Here is a 26,771-nt window from a genome sequence, read left to right as displayed (position 1 = left end):
CACCGACCCTATATGTGACGCTTCGCTGCGACTAGCCTCCCGAAGCGTGCGAGTTGCGTTGCTGACACGGGAATTTCCGCCGGACGTCTATGGCGGGGCTGGTGTGCATGTCGGGTTCCTGACACCGGAACTGCGGTCCATCGTGGAGGTGGACGTGCACTGTTTCGGTGCACCGCGGCCGGATGCGGTCGCGCACTCCGTCCCACCTGGACTGGAACGGGCCAACCCGGCGCTGAGCACGCTGGGCGTGGATCTGTCCATGGTGGACGCGGTCGGCGGCGCGCAGCTGGTGCACAGCCACACCTGGTACGCCAACATGGCCGGGCACCTGGCCGGGCTGCTGCACGGCATCCCGCACGTGATCACCGCGCACTCGCTGGAGCCGCGCAGGCCGTGGAAGGCCGAGCAGCTCGGCGGCGGTTACCGGCTCTCCTCCTGGGTGGAGCGCACCGCCTACGCCGCCGCGGACGCGATCATCGCGGTCAGCGAGGGCATGCGGGCCGACGTGCTGGACTGCTACCCGGAGCTGGACCCGGCCCGGGTGCACGTGGTGCGCAACGGCATCGACAGCGCCAAGTACCACCCGGTCCGCGAGACCGACGCGCTGGAGCGTTTCGGCATCGACCCGGACCGGCCGATCGTGGCCTTCGTCGGCCGGATCACCAGGCAGAAGGGCGTCGGGCACCTGGTCGCGGCCGCGCATCGGATCGACCCGGCCGCCCAGCTGGTGCTGTGCGCAGGCGCGCCGGACACCCCGGAGATCGCCGAACAGACCGCGGCCGCGGTGGCCGAGCTGTCCGCGGTCCGGCCAGGGGTGTTCTGGATCCAGAAGATGCTGGAGCAGCACGAGGTCCGGCAGGTGCTCTCGCACGCCACGGTGTTCGTCTGCCCCTCGGTGTACGAGCCGCTGGGCATCGTGAACCTGGAGGCGATGGCCTGCGGCACCGCGGTGGTGGCCTCCGACGTGGGCGGCATCCCGGAGGTGGTCGACGACGGCGAGACCGGGCTGCTGGTGCACTACGCGGAGGCCGAACCGGCGGCCTTCGAGGCCGGGCTGGCCACCGCGGTGAACGAGCTGCTGGCCGATCCGGCACGGGCCCGCGCCCTGGGCGAGGCGGGCAGGCGGCGGGCCGAGACGGAGTTCTCCTGGGCCACGATGGCCGCGCAGACCGTTGACGTGTACCGACGTGCGCTCGGCCAGTAGTACGCCGAATGGCCGTGACCGTCATCACAGTTTGATCTTTCTGTAACCATACAACCCCGCAACCCGATTCTGCGCCTTAGCCGGTAGAGGGAATTGATCTCCACTACCGGAGGGGTTTGTCGTGGCGGTGTGTGCCGACGGAGTACTGCGTACGAGCGTGCTCGCGGTGGTGCTCCTGGGCGCGGGCTGTGCCGCGCCGCCGGAAGCGCCCAAGCCCGACCCCGCGCCGGTGCCCATCGACGTCTCCATCAGCGGCAAGCGGCTCAGCGGCGGCCAGCATCTGCAGGCCGCGGCCGAGGCGTCCATCACCAGGGCGCTGGCCCAGCAGAAGGTGGCCCGCTCCGGGGACGGCAGTGTGCACTGCTGGTTCGCCAAGGTGGACCCGAACACCCAGACCCAGCAGGGCCGGGCGGTCGATGTCACCGACACGCTCTGGTGCGGCCCGGTGCAGGTGCCCGGCACCGGGCCCGCCCCGGACTGGATCCCGGTGCCGCTGACCCAGCAGAACGGCCAGTTCGCCGTGGGCGAGCCGAAACTGCCCGAACCGGGCACCTCCAGCACGCCCTCGACCGAGATGGTGCGGGTGGACGGCACCCAGGCCAAGCCCACCGGGTCCGAGCAGCGCAGCGCCGGTCCCGGCTTCTTCGCGGTGGTCGCGGACAACGGCGGCAGGACCAACGGCGACCTGGGCCTCATCCCGGTGGACGCGATCAAGGTCCGGGACGATTTCCTCAGCGTCAAGGCCACCGGCTGGGGCAACCCGCAGCAGTTCACCCTGCCCGACGGCGGGGTGCTCAGCCCGGAACCGGGCAGCAGGCTGGCGGTGCTGCGCCTGCACAGCGACCGGATCAGCCAGCTGGACCAGGAGCTGACCGAGCTGGCCTGGAGCCGGGGCGCGCCGCCGCGGCCGGAGCTGGCGCTGGACCTGCCGGATGGCTGGCACGACGTGCCGGACTCCCAGCTGCCCAACTTCGGCGGCTTCTTCCTGGTCTTCACGCTGCCGGCCAAGGACACTGGCCAGGCCCCGCCCCGGCTGGTGCTGCGTTCCAAACCCAGTCCAGGGGTGGAGCAGCAGATCGAACTGCCCAGCGGCAAGTCGAGCTATCCGCTGCCGGAAGCCCTGCGCCGGGCGGGTTCCGGGGCGGCCCCGACCACCGCCGGTCAGGACCTGACCTTCCAGCACAAAGGCAGCTCCGGCACGGCCCGGCTCACCGTGCAGGGCGTGCGGCTGGGCCTGCAGCGCCCGGTCCTGGACAGTTCGGGACGGCTGCAAGTGATCACCGCGGAGCCGGGCAAGGCACTGCTGGAGATCAGGGTCCGCGGCGAGGGCAGCCTGCCGGAGGCGCTGGGCGGACCGCTCACCGGCGAGCACATCGTGGTGAAGCTGCCCAACGGGACCAAGGCCCCGCTCAAGGGCCTGCGCTACGGCGGGGACGTCTTCCCGACCGCGCTGGTGGTGGAGGTCCCGGCCACCGTGCCCTCGGTGACGGTGGCGCTGTCCTCTGGCACCGTCACCCTGCCCAGCCGCGGCTCGTTCAGCTTCTCCGCGACCAGTCCGGCGATGACCTTGTCCCTGGACTTCTGAGCCGGCCGGACCCCGCGGTCGGACCGCCAGGCCAGGCCCGCGGCCAGGGCCGCGCCACCGGCGGCCAGCACCCAGCAGCAGGACATGATCACCACGCCGCCCCAGCCGAAGGGCGCGTAGACCAGGCCGCCGAGGGTGCCGCCGACACTGCTGCCCAGGTAGTAGAAGAGCAGGTAGATCGCTGAGGCCTGACCGCGTGCCGCGGCCGGGGCGCGGGCGCCGACCCAGCCGCTGGCCACCGCGTGCACGGCGAAGAACCCGCCGGTGAACACGGTCAGGCCGACCACGATCAGCGGCACGTTGTCCGGCAGCGTCAGCAGCAGACCGGTCAGCACGAAGCCGATCGCGCACAGCAGCACCGGCAACCGTCCACGCCGGTCGGCCAGCTTCCCGGCCAGCGCCGAGCCCCCGCTGCCCGCGGCGTAACAGAGGAAGACCAGCGAGACCACCGCCGGCGCCAGTGAGAACGGGGCGTCGGTGAGCCGGAAGGTCACCACGTTGTGCACCGCGACGAACACCCCGGTCATCAGCATGGCCACCGCGTACGGCCCGAACAGCACCGGATCGCGCAGCGCGGTGCGCACCCCGGCCAGCACCGCGGGCAGTCGCAGCCCGGGCCGACCGGCCCGGGAACGCGGCATCAGCACGATCGCGCACAGGCCGCTGACCGTGGCCAGCGCCGCCGCCGCGGTCAGCCCGCTCTGCCAGCCGCCCCAGCCGGTGGCCAGCCCGGAGATCAGCCGCCCGGACAGTCCGCCGAGTGAGTTGGCCCCTACGTAGCGCCCCATCGCCGCGCCCACCCGGCCCGGTTCGATCTCCTCGGCCAGGTAGGCCATGGCCACCGCGGGCAGTCCGGCCACCGCCAGGCCCTGGGCCGCACGCAGGATCAGCAGCGTGCCGAAGTCCCCGGCCAGCGGGCAGAGCAGCCCGATGGCGATCGCGGTGACCAGCGCGCCGATCATCACCGGCCGCCTCCCCACCGCCTCGGACAGCATGGCCAGCGGCAGCACCCCGACGGCCAGCGCGAGGGTGGCCAGGGTGACCGAGAGCGCGGCCTCCGCCTCGGTCAGCCGGAAGCCGGTGGCCAGCACCGGCAGCACCGACTGCGGCGCGTAGAGCAGCGTGAAGACGGTGAATCCGCCGGCGGCCACGCCGAGGGTCAGCCGGGCTTGCCGCCAGCGCTCCGAGGTCATGGCCCCGACCGTAGGAATCGTTTTCTAATACGTCCAATGTCGGAATGTGCGACGATCCATACCCTCATGGATGAGTCAACCGAGCCACTGGTCAACGCGCTGGCCCCGCGCCTGGAACTGCTGCGCGCGCTGGCCGAGCACCGGCACGTGACCCGGACAGCCGAGTCCCTCGGCGTGCCCCAGCCCACAGTGACCCGATGGGTGGCCGAACTGGGCCGCACCCTGGGTGCCCCGCTGGTCACCCGGCAGGGCCGCGGCATCCGGCTCACCAGGGCCGGTCAGCTGCTCGCCGAGGCCGCCGGCGAGGCGCTCGCGGTGCTGGAGGGCGGCTGCCGCCGGGCCGCCGAGGAGGTCGATCCGGAACGCGGGCACGTGGCCCTGGGCTTCCTGCACGGCTTCGGCCGCTCGCTGGTGCCGGACCTGCTGCGCCGCTTTCACGCCGAGCACCCCGGCATCCGGTTCAGCCTGGCACAGGCCGCGCACATCCACATCGTGGCCAAGCTGCTCACCGGCGAACTGGACCTGGTGCTCACCGCCGCCACGCCCAGCGGGTTCCCGGACCGGCTGCACCGGGTGCCGATCCTGGAGCAGCGCCTGGTGGCGGTGCTGCCGGAGCAGCACCCCCTCGCGGGCCGGGCCGAGATCGGCGTGGCCGAACTGGCCGAGGACGATTTTGTGCAGCTCGAACCCGGCTTCGGCCTGCGCCTGATCACCGACGAGCTGTGCGCCGCGGCCGGGTTCACGCCGCGGATCGCCTTCGAGGGACAGGAGACCGAGACCCTGCGCGGCCTGGTCTCGGCCGGCCTGGGCGTGTCCCTGCTACCCCCGGCCGAGCGGGTGCCGCCGCCGGGGGTGGTCGAGGTGGAGCTGACGCCCCGGCTGGTGCGGACCGTCGAACTGGTCTGGGCCGCGGGTCAGCGACTCCCGCCCGCGGTCCGCGCCTTCCGGGACTTCACGCTGCGCGCGGCCCCGGCTCAGGCGTAGCCGGCGACCAGTTCCACCAGGGTGCGCGCGGCGAAGCCGGTGGCGCCGCCGGTCACCTCGTCGTAGGCCTTCTCCGCGCGGGCCGGGCCCGCGATGTCCAGGTGCGCCCAGGGCAGTCCGGCGGTGAACTCGCGCAGGAACAGCGCGGCGGTGACCCCGCCCGGTCCCGGCGGGCACTGCCGCAGATCGGCCAGCTCGCTGCGCACATCGTCCTCGTGCGCGGCCAGCAGTGGCATCCGCCACCAGGCCTCGCCGACCCGCGCGCCCGCGCCGGTGATCCGCTCGGCCAGGTCCTCGTCGGTGGCGAACAGGCCGCCGGTGCGAGTGCCGAGGGAGACCTTCATCGCGCCGGTCAGCGTGGCCACGTCGACCAAGAGGTCCGGCTGGTGGGTGACCACGCCGTAGGCCAGCGCGTCGGCCAGCACCATCCGGCCCTCGGCGTCGGTGTTGGTGACCTCGGTGGTGGTGCCGCCGTAGTGCCGGACCACGTCACCGGGCCGATAGGCGGTGCCGGAGACGTGGTTCTCCGCGCACGGCACCAGGCCGGTCACCTTGACCGGGAGCTTGAGCGCGGCGATGCCCAGCAGCGCGGCGATCACCGCGGCCCCACCGGACATGTCGGTGCGCATCAGGTGCATGCCGGCCGCGGGCTTGATCGAGATGCCGCCGGTGTCGAAGGTGATGCCCTTGCCCACCAGCACCAGGTGCGGGGAGTCCGCGCTGACCTGTTCGGGCCGCCAGGTCAGTTCGACGAAGCGCGGCGGGCGGGACGAACCGCCGCCGACCGCGAGCACGCCGCCGAAGCCCTGCTTCGCCAGCCACTTCTCGTCCCGGACGGTCACGGTCAGCCCGTCGACGCCCTTGCCCAGCCGGGCCGCGGTGCTCGCCAGCCAGGCCGGGTCCTTGACATCCGAGGGGGTGTTAGCAAGATCACGTGCGATCGAGGTCACCCGGGCGCGTTGCGCGGCTCCGGCGACCGCATCGGCCAGCTCCGGGGCGGCCACGCCCTCGGGCAGCACCAGCTCGACCGCCTTGGTGACCGGGGCCTGCTTGCCGCCGGTGACCTTGAACTTGTAGCCGCCCAGCGCGACACCGGTGGTGAACGCGGCCACCCGCTCGGCGTCGGCGTCCGAGGGCAGCAAGACCTGCAACTGCTTGGCCGGGGTGCGGCCGTTCTCCTCATCCGCGGCGGCCCGCGCGTCGGCCGCCCGGACCAGTGCCGCGCCCGCCGAACGCCAGTCCTTCACCGTGCCCGCGCCCAGACCGAGCACCCAGGCCAACCCGCTGCCGGACTGCGGCACCACCCGGGTCTCGCCGGCCGAACCGGTCAGCGCGAGCGCCTCGCTCCAGCCGGCGGGCAGGTCGAGGGAGTCCGCGCCGGTGCCGACCTCCGGACCCTGTTCGCCCTTGTGCGCCAACACAACCGGCGGCGCGGCCTTACGCCGTTTGCGCGCGATCGTGACTTCGGGCACCGGGCTGGGCGCGGTGGGCACCACGGATGGCACTGAAGGACCTCCAGGGCGAAACGACTGGGAGCGTGCGGCGGAGTTGAACCTTCGCACACCGTCGTGTGAACGTAACAAGTCCCCGGCTTGCGTGACGCAAACCGGGGACTGAAAGAAAGCGGAACCTGGTGTACGGCGTCAGCCGGCGGCGGCCTTCAAGGCATCGCCCAGGTTGCTTGCCTCCTCCGCCGACATCTCGACGACGAGGCGCCCCCCACCTTCCAGCGGAACGCGCATGACAATGCCGCGGCCCTCCTTGGTGACCTCCAGGGGACCGTCACCGGTCCGGGGCTTCATGGCCGCCATCGCGTGCTCCCTCCGTCAACAACCTTCCCCGCCGGCACATCCCCCGACATACCGGTAGGTCTCCATTGTCCCCCATATGTACGCACCTGCGAAACCGAACCGATCATCTCGTGTCGCGCTCGGGCTGGTCGAGGAGTCTTCGGACTGACAGACTCGGCCGTCGTGCGGGCTCGTTCAGCGTTGTTCGACGTCTATGGCGGACATCTTCGTGCCAGGGGCGGTGCGGCGACCGTCGCCGCGCTGGTCCGGCTGTTGGAGCCGTTGGGTTTCGCCGCTCCTGCCGTGCGTACCGCGGTGTCGCGGACGGTCCGTCAGGGCTGGTTGAAGCCCGTTCGGCTGCACGGGAGCCCAGGTTACGCGCTCACCCCGCGAGCCGAGCGGAGGCTCGACGAGGCGGGTGCGCGAATCTATCGAACGCGTCCGTCCACATGGGACGGCCAGTGGCATCTGGTGGTCCTGGAGGAGCTGCCGGCCCGGCCCGAGCGGGAGGAACTCACTTCCTCGCTGAAGTTGCTGGGTTACGGAGAGTTGGGTCCAGTGACTTGGGTCGCACCCCGCTTCTCAGCTGAGCTTTCCGAGCTGCTGAGCACCGAGAAGATCGCCGCGCGCACCTTCTTCGCCGCGCACGAGGGCAGCGATGTGGAGCTGGCCGCCAAGGCCTGGGACCTGGGCGCACTGGGTGCGGACTACCAGCGTTTCGTGGCCGACTGGGAGCCCCGACTGTCCGCAGTGGACCCGGCTTCGCCGCCCTCGGCCTTCGCCGCCAGCCAGGAGCTGCTGCACGCGTGGAGAAAGTTCTTGTTTCGTGACCCTGGCCTGCCGCCGCAGCTGCTGCCCGCGGACTGGCCGGGGCACACCGCGGCCCGGTTCTTCGACACCAGCACCCAGAAGCTGGCCAGGGGCGCGGTCGCGTTCCTGGAGAGCTGTCTCGACTGACCAACTCAACGCTGAGGAGTCCACTGTGTCGCTGCTCATCGACGATTCCGACGGGGTCCGCACGTTCACCCTGAACCGGCCGGAGTCGTTCAACTCCTTCACCGTGGCGTTGAAGGAGGGCCTGCTGGCCGCCCTGCACGAGGCGGCCCAGGACCCGGCGGTGCGCGCGGTGGTGATCACCGGCGCGGGCAAGGCCTTCTGCGCCGGTCAGGACCTCAAGGAACACATCTCGCTGCTGGAGCAGGGCGATCCGATGCCGTTGGAGACGGTGCGCAGGCATTACAACCCGATGGTGCGCGCGGTGACCGGGATGCCCAAGCCGGTGATCGCCGCGGTGAACGGGATGGCCGCCGGCGCGGGCGCCTCCCTGGCCTATGCCTGCGACCTGCGGATCGCGGCCGAGTCGGCGAAGTTCCTGATGGCCTTTGCCAACGTGGGGCTGACCGCGGACTCCGGCGCGTCCTGGACGCTGCCCCGGCTGATCGGCTACGGCCGGGCGATGGAGCTGATGCTGCTGGCCCAGCCGATCGCCGCGCCGGAGGCCAAGGAGATCGGCATGGTCAACCGGGTGGTGCCCGACGGCGAGGCCCTGTCCGCGGCCCAGGAGCTGGCCGCGCGGCTGGCGGCCGGGCCGACCACGGCCTACGCCATGCTCAAGGAGGCCATGCTGACCGCGGCGGGCGCCGATCTGGAGGCCGCGCTGGAAACCGAGGGCCGCACCCAGGCCGAAGCCGGTCAGACCACCGACCACCGCGAGGCGGTGGAAGCCTTCGTGGCCAAGCGAAAGCCCACCTTCACCGGCCGCTGACCACTTGGGCCAACTCGTACGCCGAGTTGGCCCAAATTGGCGTACGAGTTGGGCCAACTCGGCGCTAGGCGGCGATCCAGCAGTCGGTGAGGTGGTCGTCGACCATGCCGGTGGCCTGCATCAGGGCGTAGCAGGTGGTGGGGCCGACGAAGGCGAAGCCGCGTTTCTTCAGCGTCTTGGCCATGGCGGTGGACTCCGGCGTGATCGCCGGGACCTCCGCCATGGTCTTCGGCCGGGGACCTGGTTGTGGCGCGAAGGACCACAGCAGCTCGTCCAGGGGCTGGTCCAGTGCGGCCAGCGCGTTGGCGTTGCGGATGGTGGCCAGGATCTTGGCCCGGTTGCGCACGATGCCCGGATCGCCCAGCAGGCGGTCGATATCGGCCTCGCCGTAGCCGGCGATCAGCACCGGGTCGAACCCGGCGAAGGCGGCCCGGAAGTTCTCCCGCTTGCGCAGGATGGTGATCCAGGACAGCCCGGACTGGAACGCCTCCAGACACATCCGCTCGAACAGGGCCTGCTCGCCGCGCAGCGGACGGCCCCATTCGGTGTCGTGGTAGTCGAGGTAGTCCGGGGTGGAGGCGCCCCAGGCGCAGCGCAGCCGCCCGTCCGGGCCTGCCACCGCGCCGGTCACGGGCGGCGGTCCCGGCACACCCTGGCGAAACGGTCCAGCGAGCGCCGCAGACCCCAGGTGAAGGCCGGGCGCAGCAACGGCCAGCCCGCCTTGCCCAGCGGGCCGTAGGGCAGTTCCAGCCGTTCCCACCAGATGATCTTGGACAGTTGGTCCGTGGTGGGCTCGATCCGGAATCCGCCGAGGCCACGCAGCAGCTTGCCGGTGTGCCGGACCTCGCAGCTGCGCGGCGGGTCCCAGCCGGTGATCTCCATGGAGTCGAAGAAGCCCAGCCCGGCCACGCCGGTGAAGGCGACCATGGTCGACCCGGCGCTCTGCCCGTCGCCGCCGGTGCGGTGCACCTCGGTGCCGAGCATCCACTCGCCCTGGTTGGACCAGTCCGAGGCCACCGCCCAGGCCACCTCGGCGGCGGCGGGCACGGCCACCGTCAGGGTCACTTCCTCACTCACCGGCGACGGCCTCCTGCTTCTGCTCTTCCAGTTCCGCGACCCTGGCCCGCAGCAGGTCCAGCTCATCGGCGGCGCGCTGCAGCACCCAGTCCACTTCGGACATCTTGTAACCGCGCACGACCTGCTGGAACCGCACGGCGCGCACGTCCTCGCCGCTGACCTCGCCCGCGGGCAGCTCGGTCGGGGTCGCCCCCGGCGCCAGCGGCGCGAGCTGCTCACCACGGCCGAAGACCAGTGAGGCGACCAGGAACACCACGGCCGCCACGAAGACCATGACGACGAGGTAGATGAGGGCGGTGGTCACGCCAGAGATGGTGGCATGAAGCGGTGGGGTCGTGTGCGGGGGAGGTTGGTCATGAGCGTCGGAGTCCAGATTGTTCCTGGTCGTGTCGACGTGGTGGCCTCGTACCGGTGTTGTACGTGGCCGCCGCGGCGGCGCGGTCAGGGGCGATCTGGGCCCGGCGATCGCGACCAAGATCCCCCGCACACGACCCGGGTCTCAGGCGGCTGACAACACGAAGCAGCGGCGGGTCAGATGTACCAGGTAGGCCAGCACGAACGCGGCGGCCAGCGAGGTCAGGAGGGCCGAGGGGTGTAGTAGCAGGCCGTCCATGGCCATGCCGCCGATCACGATCGGCAACTGCAGCACCAGGTAGCCGCCGAGCATGATGGTCATGAACGCGCCCGCCGAGCGCCCGAGCATCCGGGCCGACACCCAGCGCTGCGCCACCCGTTTACCGACCACCAGGGCCAGCACGGAGAACACCGCGATCAGCACCCAGACGTAGTCGATGGCGTTGGTGAGCATCAGGAACCAGTCCGGCGGCAGCGTGTCACCCTGCCAGAGCGCGCCTTCCCACACCTGGCGGGAGGCCTGGTGGATGACGTGGATCAGCGGGATGGCCAGCAGCAGCGAGCGGATCGCGTGTGTGCCGTGCGCGGCGGCCAGCTCGGCCTGGTACTCCCGGGCGATCATCGGGATCGGGCCGAACTCGCGCACTGCCCGCGCCTCGGCATCGGCGATGCCGGCCTCGGTGTACGCCTCGGCGACATCGCGCAGGCTGTGCTCAGCCTCGGCCAGCAGGTCGGCCTTGGCCGCCCGCGGACCGCTCAGTCGCGAGTCCAGCTCGCTCAGGTAGGACTCGATCAAGCCTTTGCAGGCCATGGTCCGCCTCCGAGTACACCCTCGATGGCCGCGGTGAACTCACGCCAGGCGGTGCGTTCCGCGGCCAGTGCCCGCTTCCCGGCGCCGGTCAGCTGGTAGGTGCGCCGTTGCCGCCCGGCAACCGTACTCCACTCGCTGCGGACGTATCCGGCCCGTTCCAGCCTGCGCAGCGCCGGGTAGACCGTCCCGGTCGGCAGGTCGAGCGCTCCGCCGCTGAGTAGCTGCAATGCCTCGATGATCGCGTAACCGTGGAGCTCCCTGCCGTCGAGAGTGGCCAGCAGCAGGGCGTCCAGGTGCCCACGTAGAGCGTCCGACTTCACACGTTGAGTGTAGGGGAGCCTAAGTAGATCAGGTAGCCCCACTACACATGCGATGGATCTCACTCATCGGCGGCCGGTCTACCAGCGCGATCTCGGTCGCGTCGGGCAGCCATTCGCCGGCGACCTGAGCGAACTGGATGTAGGGCCCCGCATCCGCCTCGACCTCGCAGCGGGACAGCGCGGTGCCCAGGATCTGCCGGGCCATCACGCCGAGCTGGGCCAGTGAGCGGTTGCGGTGTTTGCGCACGCCGAGGTTCACCTGGGCCAGCCCGTTCAGGCCGTACCGGGCGTGCGCGTCCAGCAGCAGACCGATCTCCACGCCGTAGCCGGGGGCGAAGGGCACCGAGCAGAGGAAGTCCCGGCGGGCGGCGTACTCCCCGCCCAGCGGCTGCACGATCCCGGCCAGTTCCGGGCGCAGCGCGTTGAGCACCGGGCGGGCCAGCAGTTCGGTGACCCGGCCGCCGCCCTCGCTCTCCAGCCGCAGTGGACGCCGGTAGAAGCCCTTGACCAGCGCGACCTCGGGTTCGGTGAGCAGCGGGCCGAGCAGCGCGGGCAGGAAACCGGGGTCGAAGTCGACCAGATCGGAGTCCAGGAACACCACCAGGTCGCCGGCGGTGGCGGCCAGCGAGCGCCACAGCGCCTCGCCCTTGCCCGGCCGCGGCGGCAGCTCCGGCAGCACGTCCTCCCGGCGCACCACCCTGGCCCCGGCCGCGGCGGCCACCTCGGCGGTGGCGTCGGTGGAACCGGAGTCCAGCACCACCAGCTCATCGGCCAGCGGGCGCGGCCCACTGGCCATCGGCAGCAGCGCCGCGACGATCGCGCCCACCGTCTTCTGCTCGTCCAGCGCGGGCAGCACCACGCTCACCGTGCGCCCGGCCTTGGCCGCCACCAGCTCCTCGGCAGTCCACTGTGGACTCTGCCAGGAACGCGCGCCGAACCAGTCCTCGATCCGTTGCCGCACAAGGGTCCTCTCAGGTCAGGGCGCGCAGCACCGCGGCGGGTGGCCGGCTGCCGTGGATACTGGCGGCCATTTCCAGCGCCTGCCGCACCCTGGGCACCTCGCGGGTGCGGAACACCCGCACCCCGCGCCAGGCGGCCAGCGCGACCAGTGCCAGCGCCTCGTCGCCAAAACCGTTGTCCGGCAACGTGATCAGCCGCGGCCACTCGGCCGGCTGGTCGAGCCGCCGGAGCAGATCCGGTCCGGGCGGGCAGTCCAGCAGTACCCCCGCCGCGGGCACCTGCAACCACTGCGACCAGTCGGCCGCCTTGGCCGTGGGCGCGATCAGGCCGACGCCGTACTGGGCGGCGGTCTCCGGGATCTCGGTGTCGCCGCCGGTGCCGTCGAGCAGGTCGATCCCGGCCTCGCACTGGCCGTACATCTCGCCGGGGGTGGCCGCCAGCACCAGGCGCGGGTGCCGGGCGCGGACCTCGGCGATGAAGTCCGGTTCGGCCGCACCCAGGTCAAGCAGGTCGGCGCCCTCGGCCAGCGCGGTCTCCACGGCGGTCACGTCAGGGTCGACCACGGCCAGTACCAGCGCGCGGTCGCCCGGCAGATCGCGGTCGGCTGACCCGAAGCGGAGTGGCGTCACCCCTCGATCGTGCCACCCCGCATCGAGTGCGCATTATCGGCGACCTCGCTGTGACTTCAGACACAACAGCGTCACCTTTGTGTCCCCGATCACTTTGTCCTACTGACCGGTAAGGGCCAATGGAGGTCACATGCGTCGGTTCGTCCTACTCCTGCTGGCAGCGCTGACCGCGCTGGTGACCAGCGGTTCGCTCGCTCCCGTGGCGAGTGCGGCTCCGGCGGGACCGGAGTTCCTGACCATCACCGGCAAGGACGGGACGAAGCTGGGGGCGCACGTCTTCCGCCCGGCTGGACCCGGGCCGCATCCGGCGGTGGTGCTGATCTCCAGCTGGAGCGTCAACAACCTGGAGTACATCGCGCAGACCCGCAAGCTCGCCGAGGCCGGTTATGTGGCGCTGAGCTACACCACCCGCGGGTTCTGGGAGTCCGGCGGCACCATCGAGGTGGCCGGTCCGGAGGACATCTCGGACGCCTCCAGCGCAATCGACTGGGTGCTGGCCAACACCAGCGCCGACCCCGCGAAGATCGGTCTGGCCGGGGTGTCCTACGGCGCCGGGATCAGCATGCTGACCGCGGCCAAGGACAAGCGGGTGCGCGCGGTGGCCGCGCTGAGCGCCTGGGCCGACCTGGCCGCCGCGCTGCTGCCCAACCAGACCTGGAGCCAGCAGGCGATCGGCCTGCTCGCGCTGGCCGGCAAGCTCACCGGCCGCCCCGGCCAGAAGCTCAACGACACCCTGGCCGCCTACGACCGCAACGACCGGGTCGAGGCGATGAAGCTCGCGCCCGAGCGCAGCCCCGCCCAGCAGCTGGCCGGGCTGAACGCGAACAAACCCGCGGTGCTGATCGCCAACGGCTGGTCGGACAGCCTGTTCCCGGCCGGCCAGATCGCCGACTTCTACAACCGGCTCCAGGTGCCCAAGCGGCTGGAATTCCAGCCCGGTGATCACGCCGTCCCGGAGCTGACCGGCCTGATCGGGCTGCCCAACGACACCTGGACCTCGGTGCACCGCTGGTTCGACCGCCACCTGCGCGGCGCGGCCAACGGCATCGACAAGGAGGCTCCGGTGCAGGTCCGCCCGACCCTGGGCGGCAGCTGGAAGGGCTATGACAGCTGGGCCGCGCTGGAGGCCGCGCCGAAGAAGCTGTACCTCTCCGGCTTGACCCCCGTGGTGGACCGCACCGGCGAACTGGCCGGCTCGGCCCGCACCGGCTGGTCGCACGAGATCGGCGCGGGCATCGACACCATCGCCAACGGCGGCACCGCCATCCTCACCGGCGGCGCGGAAGCCCTGGGCATCCCCCAGTTCGCCTGGCTCCCCGGCGTGCTGCGCACCAACGCCGGCGTCTGGCAGACCCCGGTCCTGACCAGTCCGGCCACCGTCCGCGGCACGCCGAAACTGCACGTCACGGTGACCCCGAGCAGCGCCCGCAGCACCGTGGTGGCCTACCTGTACGACGTCGGTCTTACCGGCACCGGCCGCCTGCTCACCCACCAGCCGCACACCCTGCTCGACGTGGCTCCCGGCACCGCCAAGACCATCGACATCAGCCTGGACCCGCTGGTGCACCCGGTGCCGGCCGGTCACCGGATCGCGGTCGTGCTGGACACCGTGGACGGCCTGTACCGCGGCGAGAGCAAGATCGGCGGCTCGGTCACCTTCAGTTCCCCCGCGAACAACCCGTCCCGCCTGGACCTGCCGCTGGGCTGAGGCTGTCGGTGGCCGGGTCTAGCGTCGCGCCATGCCGACCACCTGGAACCTGACCATCGACTGCCGGGACGCGGTCACCATGTCCGCCTTCTGGGAGGTGGCGCTGCGCTACGTGAAGCAGCCACCCCCGGAAGGCTGGGCCAGCTGGCAGGCGTTCTTCGACTTCAAGGGCTACCAGGACACCGACGACTTCTTCGACGGCGCCTACCTGTGCGACCCCGAGGGTCACCGGCCGAACATTTTCTTGCAGCAGGTCCCGGAAAAACATGCCGGCAAGAACTGGATCCACCTGGATCTCAAGGTCAGCGGCGGGCGGACCCGGCCGGCGGCGGAGCGGGCGCCGCTGATCGAGGCCGAGGTGGCGCGGCTGGTGGCCGCGGGTGGCCGGGTGCTGCGGCGGGTGGAGTGGGACGGGGAACTGGACTTCGTGGTGCTGCTGGACCCGGAGGACAACCAGCTCTGCGTGGCCTGAGCAGTGGCCACGCTCCGCCACCAGGGGGGTTCACCCGTCCGGGGAAAGGGCTGGGTTCCTAGAGTGCGGGCCCATGTCGCGCAGCTTCCGGGTGGACATTGAGCTGGCTGAGTCGCGTCACGAGGATGTGGCGCTGAGTTGGGGTGGGTGGTCCTCGCAGCGGCGGCGGGATGTGCCGGGGTTCGGCTGGGATGTCGAGCTGCCGGTGGTGGTGCGGTTGCTGGAGGCGATCGAGGGTGGGCGGACCTCGGCGGCGGAGGCGCGGGCGGAGTTGCTCGCGGCGGCGCGGGCCTGTGTGCCCAACAGCGGGTGCTGTCCGCGGTGTGAGGACCGGGCCGAGGGGTACCGGCGGGCGCTGGCCGAGTTCGAGCAGGCGCGGCGGCGGTTCGCGGACGCGGGGCGGTATCCGTTCCTGGTCAACAGCGGCACCTTGCACCGCTGGGACTGCCCGACCGTGCCCGGCGCCGGGCCGACGCATCCGGGGCGCAGCCTGCAGCAGTACGTGCACGAGGCGCGCTACTCCTGGCACCCGGGACAGCGGCGGCTCAGTGACGCCGAGGCGGCCCGGTTGGCGCCGGACCGCCACTGCGTCACCTGCCGACCGCTGAGTCAGCCGGGCTGACCGGCGCCACGCTCGGCGAAGGTCTTCAGCGCGCGCAGCGGGTCCTCCTCGACGAAGACCAGGTCGCGGTACTTGGGCGCGACGAACTCCTCCTCGACCGCGTGGTTCACGAACTCACGCAGCCGCTGGTAGTAGCCGTCCACGTCCAGCAGCGCGATCGGCTTGCGGTGGATGCCGAGCAGCGCCCAGGTCCAGACCTCGAACAGCTCCTCGAAGGTGCCCAGGCCACCGGGCAGCGCGATGAAGGCGTCCGAGAGGGCCGCCATCTTGGCCTTGCGCTCGTGCATGTCGGCCACCACGTGCAGTTCGGTGAGCCCGTGGTGGGCCACCTCGCGGTCCCACAGGCCCTGCGGGATCACGCCCTGCACCCGCCCGCCCGCGGCCAGCGCGGCGTCGGCCACCACGCCCATGGTGCCGACGCTGGCGCCGCCGTAGACCAGTTCCACGCCCTGTTCGGCCAGGACCGTGCCGAGCCGCCTGGCGGCCTCGACGTACTTCTCGCCCTTGCCAGGGGACGAACCGCAGAAGACGCAGACCCTCATCAGTGCGCGTCTTCCCAGGCCTTGTACGCCTCCTCGACCACGCGCACCGCGTCGTCGATGTCGTCGGTCAGGTGCAGCAGGGCGAGGTCCTTGTCCCCCACCTTGCCGGACTTGGCCACCGAATCGCGCAGCCAGTCGTAGAGCCCCTGCCAGTACTCGGTGCCGAAGAGCACCACCGGGAACTTGGTGACCTTCTTGGTCTGCACCAGGGTGAGCGCCTCGAACAGCTCGTCCAGGGTGCCGAAGCCGCCGGGCAGGCAGATAAACGCCTGGGAGTACTTCACGAACATGGTCTTGCGGGTGAAGAAGTAGCGGAAGTTGACGCCGAGGTCGACCCAGGGGTTGAGGCCCTGCTCGAACGGCAGCTCGATGCCGAGGCCGACCGACTTGCCGCCCGCTTCCTGGGCGCCGCGGTTGACCGCCTCCATGGCGCCGGGGCCGCCGCCGGTGATCGAGGCGAACCCGGCCTCGGCCAGCGCCTTGCCCAGCTGTCGGCCGGTCTCGTACTCCGGGTGGTCTCGCGGGGTGCGGGCCGAGCCGAACACGGTGACCGCGCGCGGCAGCTCGGCCAGCGCGCCGAAGCCCTCGACGAACTCGGCCTGGATGCGCATCACCCGCCACGGGTCGGTGTGCACCCAGTCGGACGGACCGCGCGAGTCGAGCAGGCGCTGATCGGTGGTGGTGGCCTCCACGCTGCTGGAGCGGCGCAGGGTGACCGGGCCTCGCTGCTTCTCGCGGACATCGACTTCGGGGCTGGACGCGAGGTCCTTGGGGTCGAGCGTCATAGCACACAGCCTAGTGAGACCGGAGAACGCGGACCGGCCCCGGGCGTCCTCGCCCCGGGGCCGGTCTCCTGCGGGTTCAGCCGACATCCCTGCGGCGCACCAGCCACACCGTCAGCGCGGCGAAGGCCAGGGTGTACGCGCAGGCCAGACCCACCGCGGGCCAGGCGGTGAGGGTGTCCACCACGCCGGGCGCGCCGCCCTGGGACACCGGGGTCGCGCCGAGCGCGGCCACCAGCGAGCCTGCCACCGAACCCGGCAGCACATCGGTGACCGGCGCCAGCCAGTCCAGCGCCCCGGCCACCCCGCGCAGCAGGTTCTCCACCGCGAGCACCCACACCACGCCCAGGCCGACGGCCAGCGCCGGGCTGCGGGACAGCGTGCCGAGGGCGACCCCGGCCGAGGTCCACATGCCCAGCACCAGCAGCGCCCCGGCGACCGCGCGCAGCACCTGGCCGATACCCGGGTACACCAGCTCCTGGCCCTCGGCCAGCGCGACCGCGGTGGAGATGCCCAGGTCCACCACCAGCGTCGTCAGCACCACGGTCAGCACCACCAGGGCCAGTCCGGCCACCATGCCCGCGAGCACGCTCAGCCGGCCACGGCCCTGGGTGAACGCGGTTTTCCAGGTGCCCCAACCGAATCCGCTGCCCGCGGCGAGCGCGCCCAGGGTCAGCATGATCGCGCCGCCGAACATCGGCGTGCCCTGGGCCAGCCCGACCGGCACCCCGGCCGGCAGCAACCGCTCCAGCAGCAACTCCTTGGGCGTGCCAGCGGCGAAACCGGAACCGTCCACATAGGACAGATAGTTGAACACGTAGACGAAGATGATGTTGAGCACCAGCCAGGCGCCGCCAATCACCCAGACCGCGGGCCACTTGCGCAGCCGGAACAGTTCCGCCCGGCTGGTCGCCACCATGGCGTTCATCGGTTGTCCTCCTTGGTCATCTCGAAGAAGACCTCTTCGAGCGAGCGTTCGGACGGCCGGATCTCGTGCACGTCCACCCGCGCGGTCACCAGCGCGCGGTTGATCTCGGCCGCGCGTTGTGGATCCACCCGCAGTTGCAGCGCACCGTCCACAATGGACACGTTGTGCTCACCGGCCACCCGCATGCCCACGGCCAGCGCGACATCGAGCGGATCGGCCCGCACCAGCAGCCGCCCGGAGCCGCGCAGCTCGCCCACGGTGGACTCGGTGACCAGCCTGCCGCGGGAGATCACCCCGACCCGGTCGCAGATCTCCTGCACCTCGCTGAGCTGGTGGCTGGAGAGCAGCACGGTCTGCCCGGCCGCGGACAGCTCCGCGATCAGCGCGCGCATATCGCTGACCCCGGCCGGGTCCAGGCCGTTGGTGGGCTCGTCCAGGATCAGCAGTTCCGGATCGCCGAGCAGGGCCGCGGCCACGCCGAGCCGCTGCTTCATGCCCAGGGAGTAGGAGGTGAACCGGTCCTTGCCGCGGCCGCTCAGGTCGACCTTGTCCAGGGCCGCCTCGACGTGGGCATCCGGCAGGCCGCGGTGCCGGGCCAGCGCCCGCAGGTTGTCCCGGCCGTTGAGGTAGGGGAAGAAACCCGGCCCCTCGATCAGCGCGCCGATGAGGCGGTTGGCCGCCGGGGTGCCCGCGCGTTCGCCGAGCACGGTTGCCGAGCCGGAGGTGGGCCGGACCAGGCCGAGCACCATCCGCAGGGTGGTGGTCTTGCCCGCGCCGTTGGGGCCGAGGAAGCCGTAGACCTCGCCGCGGCGCACGGTCAGCTCGACCCCGTCCACCGCGAGGTGCGCGCCGTAGCGCTTGGTCAGTTTCCGGGTGCGCACCGCCGGTGTCTCCGGCGGCGCCAGGGTTGCCGTGCTCAGCTGCGTTGTCATGCCGAGAAGCCTGGGCGCACGGGTGCTGCCGGGTCGTCACCGTGACGGCGGCTGCTCGCCTACGCGGGATCGCGTAGCCCGGGTACGCGCCGGTGGGGACGCCGGATCGGGCCCGCGCTCCTATCGTCTGCTGACGTGAGCACCGAAGCCGACCGGCCGACCCTGTGGGACGTGTGGCCCGCCCTGCCGTTCCTGGCCGCGGGCCTGATCGGCACCCAGGCCGCCGCCTTCTTCCAGCCCGAGTCGAGCAGGCCGGACTTCCTGGCCTACCTGCTGATCGTGGTGGCCGCCGGCGCGCTGGCCGCCCGGCACTGGACCGCGCCCGCGCTGGCGGCCAACGGGGTCGCGGTCACGCTGTACCTGACCCTGGGCTACCCATGGGGGCCGATCCTGTTCACCGTGCCCGCGATCGTCTGCCTGGTCTCGATCCGCTGGCCGGTCAAACGCGCGCTGGTCGCGGTGTCGGCCTACCTCGGTGTGCTGATCATCGCGATGTTCACCAAGCACCTGCAGGAGAACACCCTCGGCGACCTGGTCCGGCTGTTCACCGTCACCCTGGTCTGGGTGCTGATCCTGGCCGCCGCGCTGGTACTGGGCACCGCGATCCGGATGCGCCGGGCCGCCCGCGCCGACGTGCGGGTGGCGCAGGCCCGCCGGGTGGTCTCCGAGGAGCGGTTGCGGATGGCCCAGGACCTGCACGATTCGATCGGGCACGGGCTGGCGGTGATCGCCATGCAGGCCGGGGTGGCGCTGCACGTGCTGGAACGCAGCCCTGGCGAGGCGCGGGCCGCGATGGAGGCGGTGCGCGCGACCAGCCGGGAATCGCTGGAGAACCTGCGGTTCGCGCTGGAGGCGCTGCGCAGTCCCGGCGCGGCCGAACTGCGGCCCGCGCCCGGCCTGGCCGACCTGCCCCGGCTGATCGACCGCGTGCTGGCAGGCGGGGTGGAGATCACCCTGGACGGGGCCGCGGGCGAACTGCCGCAGCCGGTGGACGCGGCCGCCTACCGGATCGTGCAGGAGGCGCTGACCAACGTGCTCCGGCACGCGCTGGGCGCGACCGCGCACATCAGCCTGACCCGGACCGCGGACGCGCTGCTGGTCGAGGTGACCGACACCGGCGGCGCGGGTGGCGGAGTCCCGGCGGGCGCGGGCACGGGCATCCGCGGCATGCACGCCCAGGCCGAGGCGCTGGGCGGCACACTGTCCGCGGGCCCCCGCGCTGGCGGCGGCTTCGCGGTCGCGGCGCGGCTGCCACTGGACGGGGAGGGCGTGTGAAGGTCATCCGGGTGGTGGTCGTGGACGACCAGGCGCTGGTGCGGGTCGGCGTGCGCACCCTGCTGGGCAGCGAGCCGGACACCGAGCTGGTCGGCGAGGCCGCGGACGGGATCAGTGGCGTGGCCAGGGTGCGCGAGCTGAAGCCGGATGTGGTGCTGATGGACATCCGGATGCCAGGGCAGGACGGGCTGGCCGCGCTGCGTGAGATCACCGCCGACCCAGCGCTCAACGAGGTCCGGGTGGTCATGCTGACCACCTTCGGGCTGGACGAGTACGTCTTCGAGGCACTGCGCTGCGGGGCCAGCGGGTTCGTGCTCAAGGACGCCGAGCCCGAGGAGATGCTGCGCGCGGTCCGGGTGGTGGCCACCGGCGGCTCGCTGCTCTCGCCCTCGGTGACCAGCAGCGTGATCGCCCGCTTCACCCGCCCCGGCGGCCCGCCGCGGGTGAGCCACCCCGGCGTGGCGCACCTGACCGAGCGGGAACGCGAGGTGCTCGGCTGGGTGGCCACCGGCATGTCCAACGACGAGATCGCCGCCCAGCTGGTGGTGAGCAGCGAGACGGTCCGCACGCACGTCAGCCGCGCGATGCTGAAGATGCAGGCCCGCGACCGCGCCCAGCTGGTCGTCTTCGCCCTCCAGTCCGGCCTCGGCCCGGCCTAGCCACCACTCTCCCGCCGACTTGGGCCAACTCGTACGCCGAGTTGGCCCAACCGGGCGTACGAGTTGGGCCAAGTCGTACGCGCGGTCCGGCGAACGCGGGTGGGTCAGCCGGTGACGAAGCGGCGGAGGACGTCGGCGCAGTGGGTGATCTTGGCTGCGGGGACGTGTTCCTCGGGGGTGTGGGAGAGGGACGGGTCGCCGGGGCCGAAGTTGACCGCGGGCATGCCGAGGGCGGCGAAGCGGGCCACGTCGGTCCAGCCGAGCTTGCCCACCGGGTCGGCGCCGGAGGCGGCCAGCAGCTGCTTGGCCTCGGGCGCGTGCAGGCCGGGCAGCGCGCCGGGGGACACGTCGACCACCTCGACCTCGAAGCCGGCGAACAGCTCGCGCAGGTGCGCCTCGGCCTGCTCCGGGGTGCGGTCCGGGGCGAAGCGGTGGTTGACGGTGACCACGCAGTCATCCGGCACCACGTTGCCCGCGACCCCGCCGCTGACCTTCACCGCCTGCAGGCCCTCGCGGTAGGTGCAGCCGTCGATCTCCAGCACCCGCGGTTCGTACCCGGTGAGCCGGTTGAGCACCTCGCTGGCGGCGTGGATGGCGTTGCTGCCCATCCAGGCCCGCGCGGTGTGCGCGCGCTTGCCCCTGGTGCGCACCTCGATCCGGATGGTGCCCTGGCAGCCCGCCTCGATCACCGCGCCGCTGGGCTCGCACACGATGGCCAGGTCCGCGGCCAGCCACTCCGGCAGCTCGCGCTCGATCCGGCCGAGGCCGTTGCGGACCGCCTCGATCTCCTCGCAGTCGTAGAAGACGAAGGTCAGGTCGTAGGCGGGTTCGGTGACGGTGGCGGCCAGGTGCAGCATCACCGCGTCGCCGCTCTTCATGTCCACCGTGCCGCAGCCGTGCAGCACCAGGTCATCCCCGGAGCCGGTGCGGCGGTGCGGCACGTTGTCCACGATCGGCACCGTGTCCAGGTGCCCGGCGAAGATGATCCGGGAGGACCGGCCCAGGTTGGTGCGGGCCAGCACGGTGTCGCCGTTGCGCAGCACCTCCAGGTGCGGGGCCTGTTCGCGCAGCGCGGCCTCCACGGCATCGGCCAGGGCGGCCTCGTTGCCGGAGACGCTGGGCACGTCCACCAGCGCGGCGGTCAGCTCGATCGGGTCAGCGGCGAGGTCAAGGCGCGTGGTCACGCCCGGCAGGCTACCCAGCGCCGGGTGCCGCGGCCGGTTGCGGACCCCCGGTAAGGACCGCTACCCGGGTGCACCGGTTACCATGCTCCGGTGAGCACCGAGCAGACCACTGATCCGCAGGTCACCGGCGCGTACGGCGTCGGCCTGGCCACCATCGCCGCTGACGGCACCGTGCTGGACACCTGGTTCCCCGAGCCCACGCTCGGCGAGCCGGGCCAGGGCGGCACCGAACGGCTCTCCGCCGAGGACGCCGCGACCGCGCTCGGGCCCGACGTGACCGCGCTGCTCGGCCCGGACGCCGCCCGCGGCGTCGAGGTGGTCGCGGTGCGCACCGCGATCGCCAAGCTGGCCGACCAGCCCCTGGACGCGCACGACGTCTACCTGCGGCTGCACCTGCTCTCCAGCCGGCTGGTCCAGCCGCACGGGCAGAACCTGGACGGCATGTTCGGGCTGCTGGCCAACGTGGTGTGGACCAACCACGGCCCCTGCCTGGTACCCGGCTTCGAGGCGACCCGGCTGCGGCTGCGCGGGCGCGGCCCGGTGACCGTGTACAGCGTGGACAAGTTCCCGCGGATGGTCGACTACGTGCTGCCCGCTGGCGTCCGGGTCGGCGACGCGGACCGGGTCCGCCTGGGCGCGCACCTGGCCAGCGGCACCACCGTGATGCACGAGGGCTTCGTCAACTTCAACGCCGGCACCCTGGGCGCCTCCATGGTCGAGGGCCGGATCTCCGCCGGGGTCGTGGTGGACGACGGCTCCGACGTCGGCGGCGGCGCCTCGATCATGGGCACCCTCTCCGGCGGCGGCAAGCAGACCATCAGCATCGGCAAGCGCTGCCTGCTCGGGGCCAACGCGGGCATCGGCATCTCCCTCGGCGATGACTGCGTGGTGGAGGCCGGGCTCTACGTCACCGCGGGCACCAAGGTGGCGCTGCCGGACGGATCCACGGTCAAGGCGGGCGAGCTGTCCGGGTCCACCGGGCTGCTGTTCATCCGCGACTCGGTGACCGGAGCGGTCATCGTCAAGGCGCGCAAGGGCACCGGGGTGGAACTCAACTCCGCCTTGCACGCAAACGACTAACGGCCACTAGCATCGGCTGGGTGCCGAAGATCACACGGAAAGCCAAGCTCGGGCCGGGCGATCCGGTGCACCTGCACGTGCGGGCGGCACTGGAGGCCCGGCTCGCCGCGTTGAAAGAGCACGAGGCCGGGACCCGTTCCGGGGCCGATGCCGAGGACCTGCACCAGATGCGGGTCGCGGTGCGGCGGCTGCGGGCCATGCTCAAGGCGGCCCGGCCGTTCCTGGACCGCAAGATCGCCGACCGGCTGCGGGCCGAACTCGGCTGGCTGGGCCGGGCGCTCGGACCGGTGCGCGATCTGGACGTGCTCCTCGAACGGCTCACCGCCGAGGCCGAGCACTTCCCGAACGAGGAACGCGCCGCCGTGCACACCCTGGTCGCCGGACTGCACGCGGAACGCGAGCAGGCCCGCGCCGCCCTGCACCAGGCCCTGGACGCCAAGCGCTACCAGCGGCTGCTGAGCGCGCTGGCGGCCGAGGCGGCCAGCACCGAGCCCGGACCACCGGTGGACACGCTGACCGCGCTCTCCGGGCTGGTACGGGGCGAATTCGACCGGCTGGCCCGCGCGGTGGCCAAGGCCGGACCGGAACCGGTCGACGACGTGCTGCACGCGCTGCGCATCGACGGCAAACGGCTGCGCTACACCGCCGAACTGGCGCTGCCGTTGCTGGGCAAGAAGATCCGGCCGCTGCTCAAGGCGACCACCGACTTCCAGGACGTGCTCGGCGAGCACCAGGACGCCTGCGTGGCCCAGGACCGGGTGCGGGCACTGCTGGGCGCGCACGGCGAGGTGATCGACTTCGACCTGGCCTTCGTGGGCGGCAGGCTGGTCGAACGGGAAGAGGCCCGCCGGGTGAGCCGCCGGGCCGCCTGGTGGACGGTCTGGCTCACCCTCGAACAGACCGGCCGCTCAGCCTTGTAGGCGCTCTGCGGCAGCCGCCACCCGCTCGTCCGAGGCGGTCAGCGCCACCCGCACGTGCTTGCCGCCACCGGGCCCGTAGAAGGTGCCGGGAGCGACCAGGATGCCGCGCTCGGCCAGCCAGGACACCGTGTCCCAGGCGTCCTCGCCGCGGGTGGACCACAGGTACAGACCGGCGGTGGAGTGCTCCACGGTGAACCCGGCCGCCTTCAGCGCGGGCAGCAGCACCTCGCGCCGGGCCCGGTACCGCTCCCGCTGGCGCGCCACGTGCTCGTCGTCGGCCAGCGCCGCGGTGACCGCGGCCTGCACCGGCCGGGGCACCATCATCCCGGCGTGCTTGCGGATCTCCAGCAACCGCGCCACCAGGACCGGGTCCCCGGTGAGGAACCCGGCGCGGTAGCCGGCCAGGCTGGAGGACTTGGACAGCGAGTGCACCGCGAGCAGCCCGTCCAGGCTGCCGTCGCGGACCTCCGGGTGCAGCGCGGAGACCGGTTGCGCGTCCCAGCCCAGCGACAGGTAGCACTCGTCCGAGGCGACGACCGCGCCGACGGCTCTGGCGGCGCGCACCGCCTCGGCGAGCCGGTCGGCCGGCAGCACCCGGCCGGTGGGGTTGGACGGGGAGTTCAGCCACACCAGCTTCGTGCCAGGCGGCGGGGCCTGGCCATCAGCCAGCCGGACCACCTCGGCCCCGGCCAGCCGCGCGCCGACCTCGTAGGTCGGGTAGGCCAGCTCGGGCAGGGCCACCACATCGCCGGGCCGCAGCCCGAGCAGGGTGGGCAGCCAGGCCACCAGTTCCTTGGACCCGATGGTCGGCAGCACCGCCGCCGGGTCAAGGCCGGTCACGCCGAACCGCCGGGCCATCGCGCCGACGGCGGCCTCGCGGAGTTCCGCGGTGCCGTGCGTGGTCGGATAGCCCGGGATCCCGGCGACCGAGTTCAGCGCGGCCTGGAGCTTCCCGTCAACCTCGTCCACGGGGGTGCCGACGGACAGGTCGACCACCCCGCCCTGGTGCTTACGCGCCTGGGCGGCGTGGCCGGAGAGCGAGTCCCACGGGAAGTCGGGCAGCGTGAAGCGGTCCGGTGTGGCTGAGGTGCTCACTCGCCCCTGGGCTCCAGCGCCTTGATGAAGTCCGGGTCAGCGGAAACCTTGCCGACCTTCGAGGCCCCACCCGGCGAGCCAAGCTCGCTGAAGAAGTCCACGTTGGCCTTGATGTACTGGTTCCACTGATCCGGGGTGTCGTCTTCGTAGTAGATGGCCTCCACCGGGCACACCGGCTCGCAGGCGCCGCAGTCGACGCACTCGTCCGGGTGGATGTAGAGCATCCGGTCGCCCTCGTAGATGCAGTCGACCGGGCATTCCTCGATGCAGGCCTTGTCCAGCACGTCGACGCAGGGCTCGGCGATCACGTAGGTCACAGCAGGTCTCCTGCTCCTTGGTCCGTTCCAGCCGCGCTGTCGGGCTCAGCGCGACACCAGGCAAGTATTCCTTGCCCGCCGGTGACAATCACACCTGGTGGGCTCGCTCACAGCGAAATTAGGTGCGCCTATCTTCTGCCGCCAGAAGAACAAAGAGGTGATAGTGCCCAGGTCAGCGGGGCTGCGGCAGGGTAAGTCGGGTGCCTAGGGCGGCCGCTCCGGCCAGTGAACCCACTGACAGAAGAACCAGCGAGCGCCAGTCGTCGGTCAGCAGCACGTCCCCGCCGGGCCCGGCCACGCCGAAGACGACCACCGCGCCCAGCCAGGCCAGGAACGGCAGCGCGACCACGATCATCCGGCTGCTGCACCTGGCCGCGGCCAGCACCAGCCAGGGCGTGGTGACCGCCGCGATGAGGATGGTCACCGGCAGCGGCCAGTTGTAGGCACGCGGCACATCCGGCCAGAAGTCCCACACCCGCAGCGGCAGGAAGAGCAGCTCCAGCCAAGCCAGCAGCACCGCGTCCAGGATGAGCACCACCAGCACGACCGGGTTGGCCAGCACGGCCACGCGTTCGAGGAGCGGCCGTCGTCGTCGCTCTTCGACCGGTAGCTCCTCGACCTCGGTCACCGTGTCCCGCCTCCGTCCGTGCCGGGTGCACCTCCCCCGCCGAAGAGGTCGGTGGCGATCCCCTCGGCGCTGCCGCGGGCCAGCACGAACTGCTCGGTGGCCAGCACCGGCTGGGCGATGCCGTTGGACAGGGCGTACGCGGCCGCGCCGTCGTTGCCCTGCCACACCTGCACCTGGGTCGCGTGCGCGCGCAGCGCACTGAGCTTGGCAGGTACGTGATCGGCGATGTCCACCGAGGTGGTGATCAGCGCGTCGTCCACCGCGGGCAGCTCGCCGTCCTCGGGCAGCCGGAAGGGCAGGCTGTCCAGCTCCTTCAGCCCGGCCACGCCGAGGTCCAGGTGCGCCCGCGCGGTCACCGTGTGGAAGACCCGGTCGATGCCGGGCACCTCGGCGGTGGCCGCCATGGTGACCTCGTGCGCGCGGATGTGGTCCGGGTGGCCGTAGCCGCCGAAGCTGTCGTAGGTCACCACGACCTGCGGCTTCACCTCGCGCAGGATCGCGGCCAGGGCCGCGGTCTGCTCGTCGAGGTCACCGGCGACGAAGCAGCGCGGGTGCTTGTTGGCCGCGGTCCCGGCCATGCCGGAGTCCCGCCAGCGGCCCATGCCGCCGAGGAAGCGGTGGTCGATCACGCCGAGGGCGGCGCAGGCCCCGCGCAGTTCGCCGACCCGGTAGCCGCCGAGCTGGTCGGCGGCCTCCGGACCGAGGCCGCGCAGGCCTTCGGGGATGACCTCGCCCTCTTCGCCCAGGGTGCAGGTGACAACGGTCACATGCGCGCCATAGGCGGCATAACGGGCGATGGTGCCACCGGTCCACAGGCTCTCGTCGTCCGGATGAGCGTGTACCAGCAGCAACCGTGGTGGGGCGGTCAGTGTCACCGGAATAGCCTAGTGGCTCAGAGTTGAACCGTTTTGCCAGATGTCACCACAGCGCGGTAACTCTTCAGTGTGACGCTGCG

30 protein-coding genes are annotated in these 26,771 nt (G+C 71.9%); 11 read left to right on the top strand and 19 right to left on the bottom strand.

What is annotated here, in order from left to right:
* Window positions 1-25: 25 nt before the first annotated feature.
* Window positions 26-1,204 (top strand): glycogen synthase, encoded by a 1,179-nt coding sequence (glgA, locus tag MZC64_RS05050; RefSeq protein WP_282104911.1) that lies wholly within the window; start codon window positions 26-28, stop codon window positions 1,202-1,204.
* Between the two features lie 1,422 nt (window positions 1,205-2,626).
* Here the strand turns inward: glgA and MZC64_RS05045 are convergent.
* Window positions 2,627-3,982: an MFS transporter gene (locus MZC64_RS05045; RefSeq protein WP_247755853.1), complete on the bottom strand. Its 1,356-nt coding sequence runs from the start codon at window positions 3,980-3,982 to the stop codon at window positions 2,627-2,629.
* 66 nt (window positions 3,983-4,048) lie between these two features.
* On the opposite strand from MZC64_RS05045, the gene MZC64_RS05040 reads away from it, so the two are divergent.
* On the top strand, window positions 4,049-4,966 hold the full coding sequence (locus MZC64_RS05040; protein ID WP_247755852.1) for a LysR family transcriptional regulator: 918 nt from the start codon (window positions 4,049-4,051) through the stop codon (window positions 4,964-4,966).
* Here the strand turns inward: MZC64_RS05040 and MZC64_RS05035 are convergent.
* Window positions 4,957-6,471 (bottom strand): leucyl aminopeptidase family protein, encoded by a 1,515-nt coding sequence (locus MZC64_RS05035; protein ID WP_247755851.1) that lies wholly within the window; start codon window positions 6,469-6,471, stop codon window positions 4,957-4,959. The genes MZC64_RS05040 and MZC64_RS05035 overlap by 10 nt on opposite strands.
* A 138-nt stretch (window positions 6,472-6,609) precedes the next feature.
* Entirely contained in the window at window positions 6,610-6,777 is a 168-nt protein-coding gene (locus MZC64_RS05030) for a DUF3117 domain-containing protein (protein ID WP_149848953.1), read from the bottom strand.
* Window positions 6,778-6,780: 3 nt separating this feature from the next.
* On the opposite strand from MZC64_RS05030, the gene MZC64_RS49070 reads away from it, so the two are divergent.
* Both MZC64_RS49070 and MZC64_RS05015 read left to right on the top strand, forming a co-directional pair.
* Window positions 6,781-7,713 (top strand): PaaX family transcriptional regulator C-terminal domain-containing protein, encoded by a 933-nt coding sequence (locus MZC64_RS49070; RefSeq protein WP_374205619.1) that lies wholly within the window; start codon window positions 6,781-6,783, stop codon window positions 7,711-7,713.
* Window positions 7,714-7,738: 25 nt separating this feature from the next.
* A complete protein-coding gene (locus tag MZC64_RS05015) occupies window positions 7,739-8,521 on the top strand; it encodes an enoyl-CoA hydratase-related protein (protein WP_247755850.1) in 783 nt (260 codons plus the stop codon).
* A 64-nt stretch (window positions 8,522-8,585) separates the two neighbouring features.
* Here MZC64_RS05015 and MZC64_RS05010 read toward each other — a convergent pair whose 3' ends face one another.
* The 7 genes from MZC64_RS05010 to MZC64_RS04980 form a co-directional block, all read right to left on the bottom strand.
* The gene (locus tag MZC64_RS05010; RefSeq protein WP_308300959.1) at window positions 8,586-9,152 is read right to left on the bottom strand and encodes a DNA-3-methyladenine glycosylase I; all 567 of its coding nucleotides are present in this window, start codon (window positions 9,150-9,152) and stop codon (window positions 8,586-8,588) included.
* A complete protein-coding gene (locus MZC64_RS05005; protein ID WP_247755849.1) occupies window positions 9,149-9,598 on the bottom strand; it encodes an SRPBCC family protein in 450 nt (149 codons plus the stop codon). Before MZC64_RS05005 ends, MZC64_RS05010 begins: the two co-directional genes overlap by 4 nt.
* A complete protein-coding gene (locus tag MZC64_RS05000) occupies window positions 9,591-9,902 on the bottom strand; it encodes a DivIVA domain-containing protein (protein ID WP_247755848.1) in 312 nt (103 codons plus the stop codon). The genes MZC64_RS05005 and MZC64_RS05000 overlap by 8 nt, the downstream gene beginning before the upstream one ends.
* Before the next feature lie 195 nt (window positions 9,903-10,097).
* A complete protein-coding gene (locus MZC64_RS04995; protein ID WP_247755847.1) occupies window positions 10,098-10,748 on the bottom strand; it encodes a permease prefix domain 1-containing protein in 651 nt (216 codons plus the stop codon).
* Window positions 10,745-11,083, bottom strand: coding sequence for a PadR family transcriptional regulator (locus MZC64_RS04990; protein WP_086783113.1), 339 nt, complete (start codon window positions 11,081-11,083; stop codon window positions 10,745-10,747). Before MZC64_RS04990 ends, MZC64_RS04995 begins: the two co-directional genes overlap by 4 nt.
* Window positions 11,084-11,111: 28 nt before the next feature.
* Window positions 11,112-12,044, bottom strand: a complete 933-nt coding sequence (locus tag MZC64_RS04985; protein WP_247755846.1) for a glucosyl-3-phosphoglycerate synthase — start codon at window positions 12,042-12,044, stop codon at window positions 11,112-11,114.
* 10 nt (window positions 12,045-12,054) lie between these two features.
* Window positions 12,055-12,672: a hypothetical protein gene (locus tag MZC64_RS04980; RefSeq protein WP_247755845.1), complete on the bottom strand. Its 618-nt coding sequence runs from the start codon at window positions 12,670-12,672 to the stop codon at window positions 12,055-12,057.
* Window positions 12,673-12,802: 130 nt separating this feature from the next.
* On the opposite strand from MZC64_RS04980, the gene MZC64_RS04975 reads away from it, so the two are divergent.
* From MZC64_RS04975 to MZC64_RS04965, 3 genes are all read left to right on the top strand, one after another.
* Window positions 12,803-14,380, top strand: a complete 1,578-nt coding sequence (locus MZC64_RS04975; RefSeq protein WP_247755844.1) for a CocE/NonD family hydrolase — start codon at window positions 12,803-12,805, stop codon at window positions 14,378-14,380.
* Between the two features lie 31 nt (window positions 14,381-14,411).
* Window positions 14,412-14,852: a VOC family protein gene (locus MZC64_RS04970; RefSeq protein ID WP_247755843.1), complete on the top strand. Its 441-nt coding sequence runs from the start codon at window positions 14,412-14,414 to the stop codon at window positions 14,850-14,852.
* A 73-nt stretch (window positions 14,853-14,925) separates the two neighbouring features.
* Window positions 14,926-15,474, top strand: a complete 549-nt coding sequence (locus MZC64_RS04965; RefSeq protein ID WP_247755842.1) for a hypothetical protein — start codon at window positions 14,926-14,928, stop codon at window positions 15,472-15,474.
* Here the strand turns inward: MZC64_RS04965 and MZC64_RS04960 are convergent.
* From MZC64_RS04960 to MZC64_RS04945, 4 genes are all read right to left on the bottom strand, one after another.
* A complete protein-coding gene (locus MZC64_RS04960) occupies window positions 15,462-16,019 on the bottom strand; it encodes a TIGR00730 family Rossman fold protein (protein ID WP_247756270.1) in 558 nt (185 codons plus the stop codon). The genes MZC64_RS04965 and MZC64_RS04960 overlap by 13 nt on opposite strands.
* The gene (locus MZC64_RS04955; protein ID WP_247755841.1) at window positions 16,016-16,801 is read right to left on the bottom strand and encodes a TIGR00730 family Rossman fold protein; all 786 of its coding nucleotides are present in this window, start codon (window positions 16,799-16,801) and stop codon (window positions 16,016-16,018) included. Before MZC64_RS04955 ends, MZC64_RS04960 begins: the two co-directional genes overlap by 4 nt.
* A gap of 76 nt (window positions 16,802-16,877) precedes the next feature.
* Window positions 16,878-17,726: a hypothetical protein gene (locus tag MZC64_RS04950; RefSeq protein ID WP_247755840.1), complete on the bottom strand. Its 849-nt coding sequence runs from the start codon at window positions 17,724-17,726 to the stop codon at window positions 16,878-16,880.
* Window positions 17,723-18,658 (bottom strand): ABC transporter ATP-binding protein, encoded by a 936-nt coding sequence (locus MZC64_RS04945; protein WP_247755839.1) that lies wholly within the window; start codon window positions 18,656-18,658, stop codon window positions 17,723-17,725. Before MZC64_RS04945 ends, MZC64_RS04950 begins: the two co-directional genes overlap by 4 nt.
* 135 nt (window positions 18,659-18,793) lie before the next feature.
* Between MZC64_RS04945 and MZC64_RS48530 the strand changes: the two genes are divergently transcribed.
* Both MZC64_RS48530 and MZC64_RS04935 read left to right on the top strand, forming a co-directional pair.
* Window positions 18,794-19,933, top strand: a complete 1,140-nt coding sequence (locus MZC64_RS48530; RefSeq protein WP_247755838.1) for a histidine kinase — start codon at window positions 18,794-18,796, stop codon at window positions 19,931-19,933.
* Window positions 19,930-20,592, top strand: coding sequence for a response regulator transcription factor (locus MZC64_RS04935; RefSeq protein WP_247755837.1), 663 nt, complete (start codon window positions 19,930-19,932; stop codon window positions 20,590-20,592). Before MZC64_RS48530 ends, MZC64_RS04935 begins: the two co-directional genes overlap by 4 nt.
* Window positions 20,593-20,696: 104 nt before the next feature.
* Here MZC64_RS04935 and dapE read toward each other — a convergent pair whose 3' ends face one another.
* Entirely contained in the window at window positions 20,697-21,776 is a 1,080-nt protein-coding gene (gene dapE, locus MZC64_RS04930) for a succinyl-diaminopimelate desuccinylase (protein ID WP_247755836.1), read from the bottom strand.
* Window positions 21,777-21,866: 90 nt separating this feature from the next.
* Between dapE and dapD the strand changes: the two genes are divergently transcribed.
* On the top strand, window positions 21,867-22,856 hold the full coding sequence (gene dapD, locus MZC64_RS04925) for a 2,3,4,5-tetrahydropyridine-2,6-dicarboxylate N-succinyltransferase (protein WP_247755835.1): 990 nt from the start codon (window positions 21,867-21,869) through the stop codon (window positions 22,854-22,856).
* 20 nt (window positions 22,857-22,876) lie between these two features.
* Window positions 22,877-23,776 carry a CHAD domain-containing protein gene (locus MZC64_RS04920; protein ID WP_247755834.1) on the top strand — a complete coding sequence of 300 codons (900 nt, stop codon included), beginning with the start codon at window positions 22,877-22,879 and terminating at the stop codon, window positions 23,774-23,776.
* Here the strand turns inward: MZC64_RS04920 and dapC are convergent.
* The 4 genes from dapC to mshB all read right to left on the bottom strand — a co-directional run bounded on the left by dapC (window position 23,765) and on the right by mshB (window position 26,691).
* Window positions 23,765-24,871: a succinyldiaminopimelate transaminase gene (gene dapC / locus MZC64_RS04915; protein WP_247755833.1), complete on the bottom strand. Its 1,107-nt coding sequence runs from the start codon at window positions 24,869-24,871 to the stop codon at window positions 23,765-23,767. The genes MZC64_RS04920 and dapC overlap by 12 nt on opposite strands.
* Window positions 24,868-25,188 carry a ferredoxin gene (fdxA, locus tag MZC64_RS04910; RefSeq protein ID WP_247755832.1) on the bottom strand — a complete coding sequence of 107 codons (321 nt, stop codon included), beginning with the start codon at window positions 25,186-25,188 and terminating at the stop codon, window positions 24,868-24,870. Before fdxA ends, dapC begins: the two co-directional genes overlap by 4 nt.
* Before the next feature lie 172 nt (window positions 25,189-25,360).
* Complete coding sequence (locus MZC64_RS04905; RefSeq protein ID WP_247755831.1) at window positions 25,361-25,816, bottom strand: hypothetical protein; 456 nt, start codon at window positions 25,814-25,816, stop codon at window positions 25,361-25,363.
* Window positions 25,813-26,691 carry an N-acetyl-1-D-myo-inositol-2-amino-2-deoxy-alpha-D-glucopyranoside deacetylase gene (gene mshB / locus MZC64_RS04900; protein WP_247755830.1) on the bottom strand — a complete coding sequence of 293 codons (879 nt, stop codon included), beginning with the start codon at window positions 26,689-26,691 and terminating at the stop codon, window positions 25,813-25,815. Before mshB ends, MZC64_RS04905 begins: the two co-directional genes overlap by 4 nt.
* Window positions 26,692-26,771: the final 80 nt, after the last annotated feature.

This window comes from Crossiella sp. S99.2, from assembly GCF_023094165.1.
Classification (GTDB): Bacteria; Actinomycetota; Actinomycetes; order Mycobacteriales; family Pseudonocardiaceae; genus Crossiella.
This window is presented reverse-complemented; position numbering and strand designations above follow the sequence as displayed.

What these genes read in the sequence shown, in the direction of transcription:
- MZC64_RS05030 (WP_149848953.1), bottom strand. Translation starts at nt 6,777, where the DNA reads ATGGCGGCCATGAAGCCCCGGACCGGTGACGGTCCCCTGGAGGTCACC.
- MZC64_RS05045 (WP_247755853.1), bottom strand. Translation starts at nt 3,982, where the DNA reads ATGACCTCGGAGCGCTGGCGGCAAGCCCGGCTGACCCTCGGCGTGGCC.
- MZC64_RS04945 (WP_247755839.1), bottom strand. Translation starts at nt 18,658, where the DNA reads ATGACAACGCAGCTGAGCACGGCAACCCTGGCGCCGCCGGAGACACCG.
- MZC64_RS04965 (WP_247755842.1), top strand. Translation starts at nt 14,926, where the DNA reads ATGTCGCGCAGCTTCCGGGTGGACATTGAGCTGGCTGAGTCGCGTCAC.
- MZC64_RS04955 (WP_247755841.1), bottom strand. Translation starts at nt 16,801, where the DNA reads ATGACGCTCGACCCCAAGGACCTCGCGTCCAGCCCCGAAGTCGATGTC.
- MZC64_RS05040 (WP_247755852.1), top strand. Translation starts at nt 4,049, where the DNA reads ATGGATGAGTCAACCGAGCCACTGGTCAACGCGCTGGCCCCGCGCCTG.
- MZC64_RS04950 (WP_247755840.1), bottom strand. Translation starts at nt 17,726, where the DNA reads ATGAACGCCATGGTGGCGACCAGCCGGGCGGAACTGTTCCGGCTGCGC.
- MZC64_RS04970 (WP_247755843.1), top strand. Translation starts at nt 14,412, where the DNA reads ATGCCGACCACCTGGAACCTGACCATCGACTGCCGGGACGCGGTCACC.
- MZC64_RS04975 (WP_247755844.1), top strand. Translation starts at nt 12,803, where the DNA reads ATGCGTCGGTTCGTCCTACTCCTGCTGGCAGCGCTGACCGCGCTGGTG.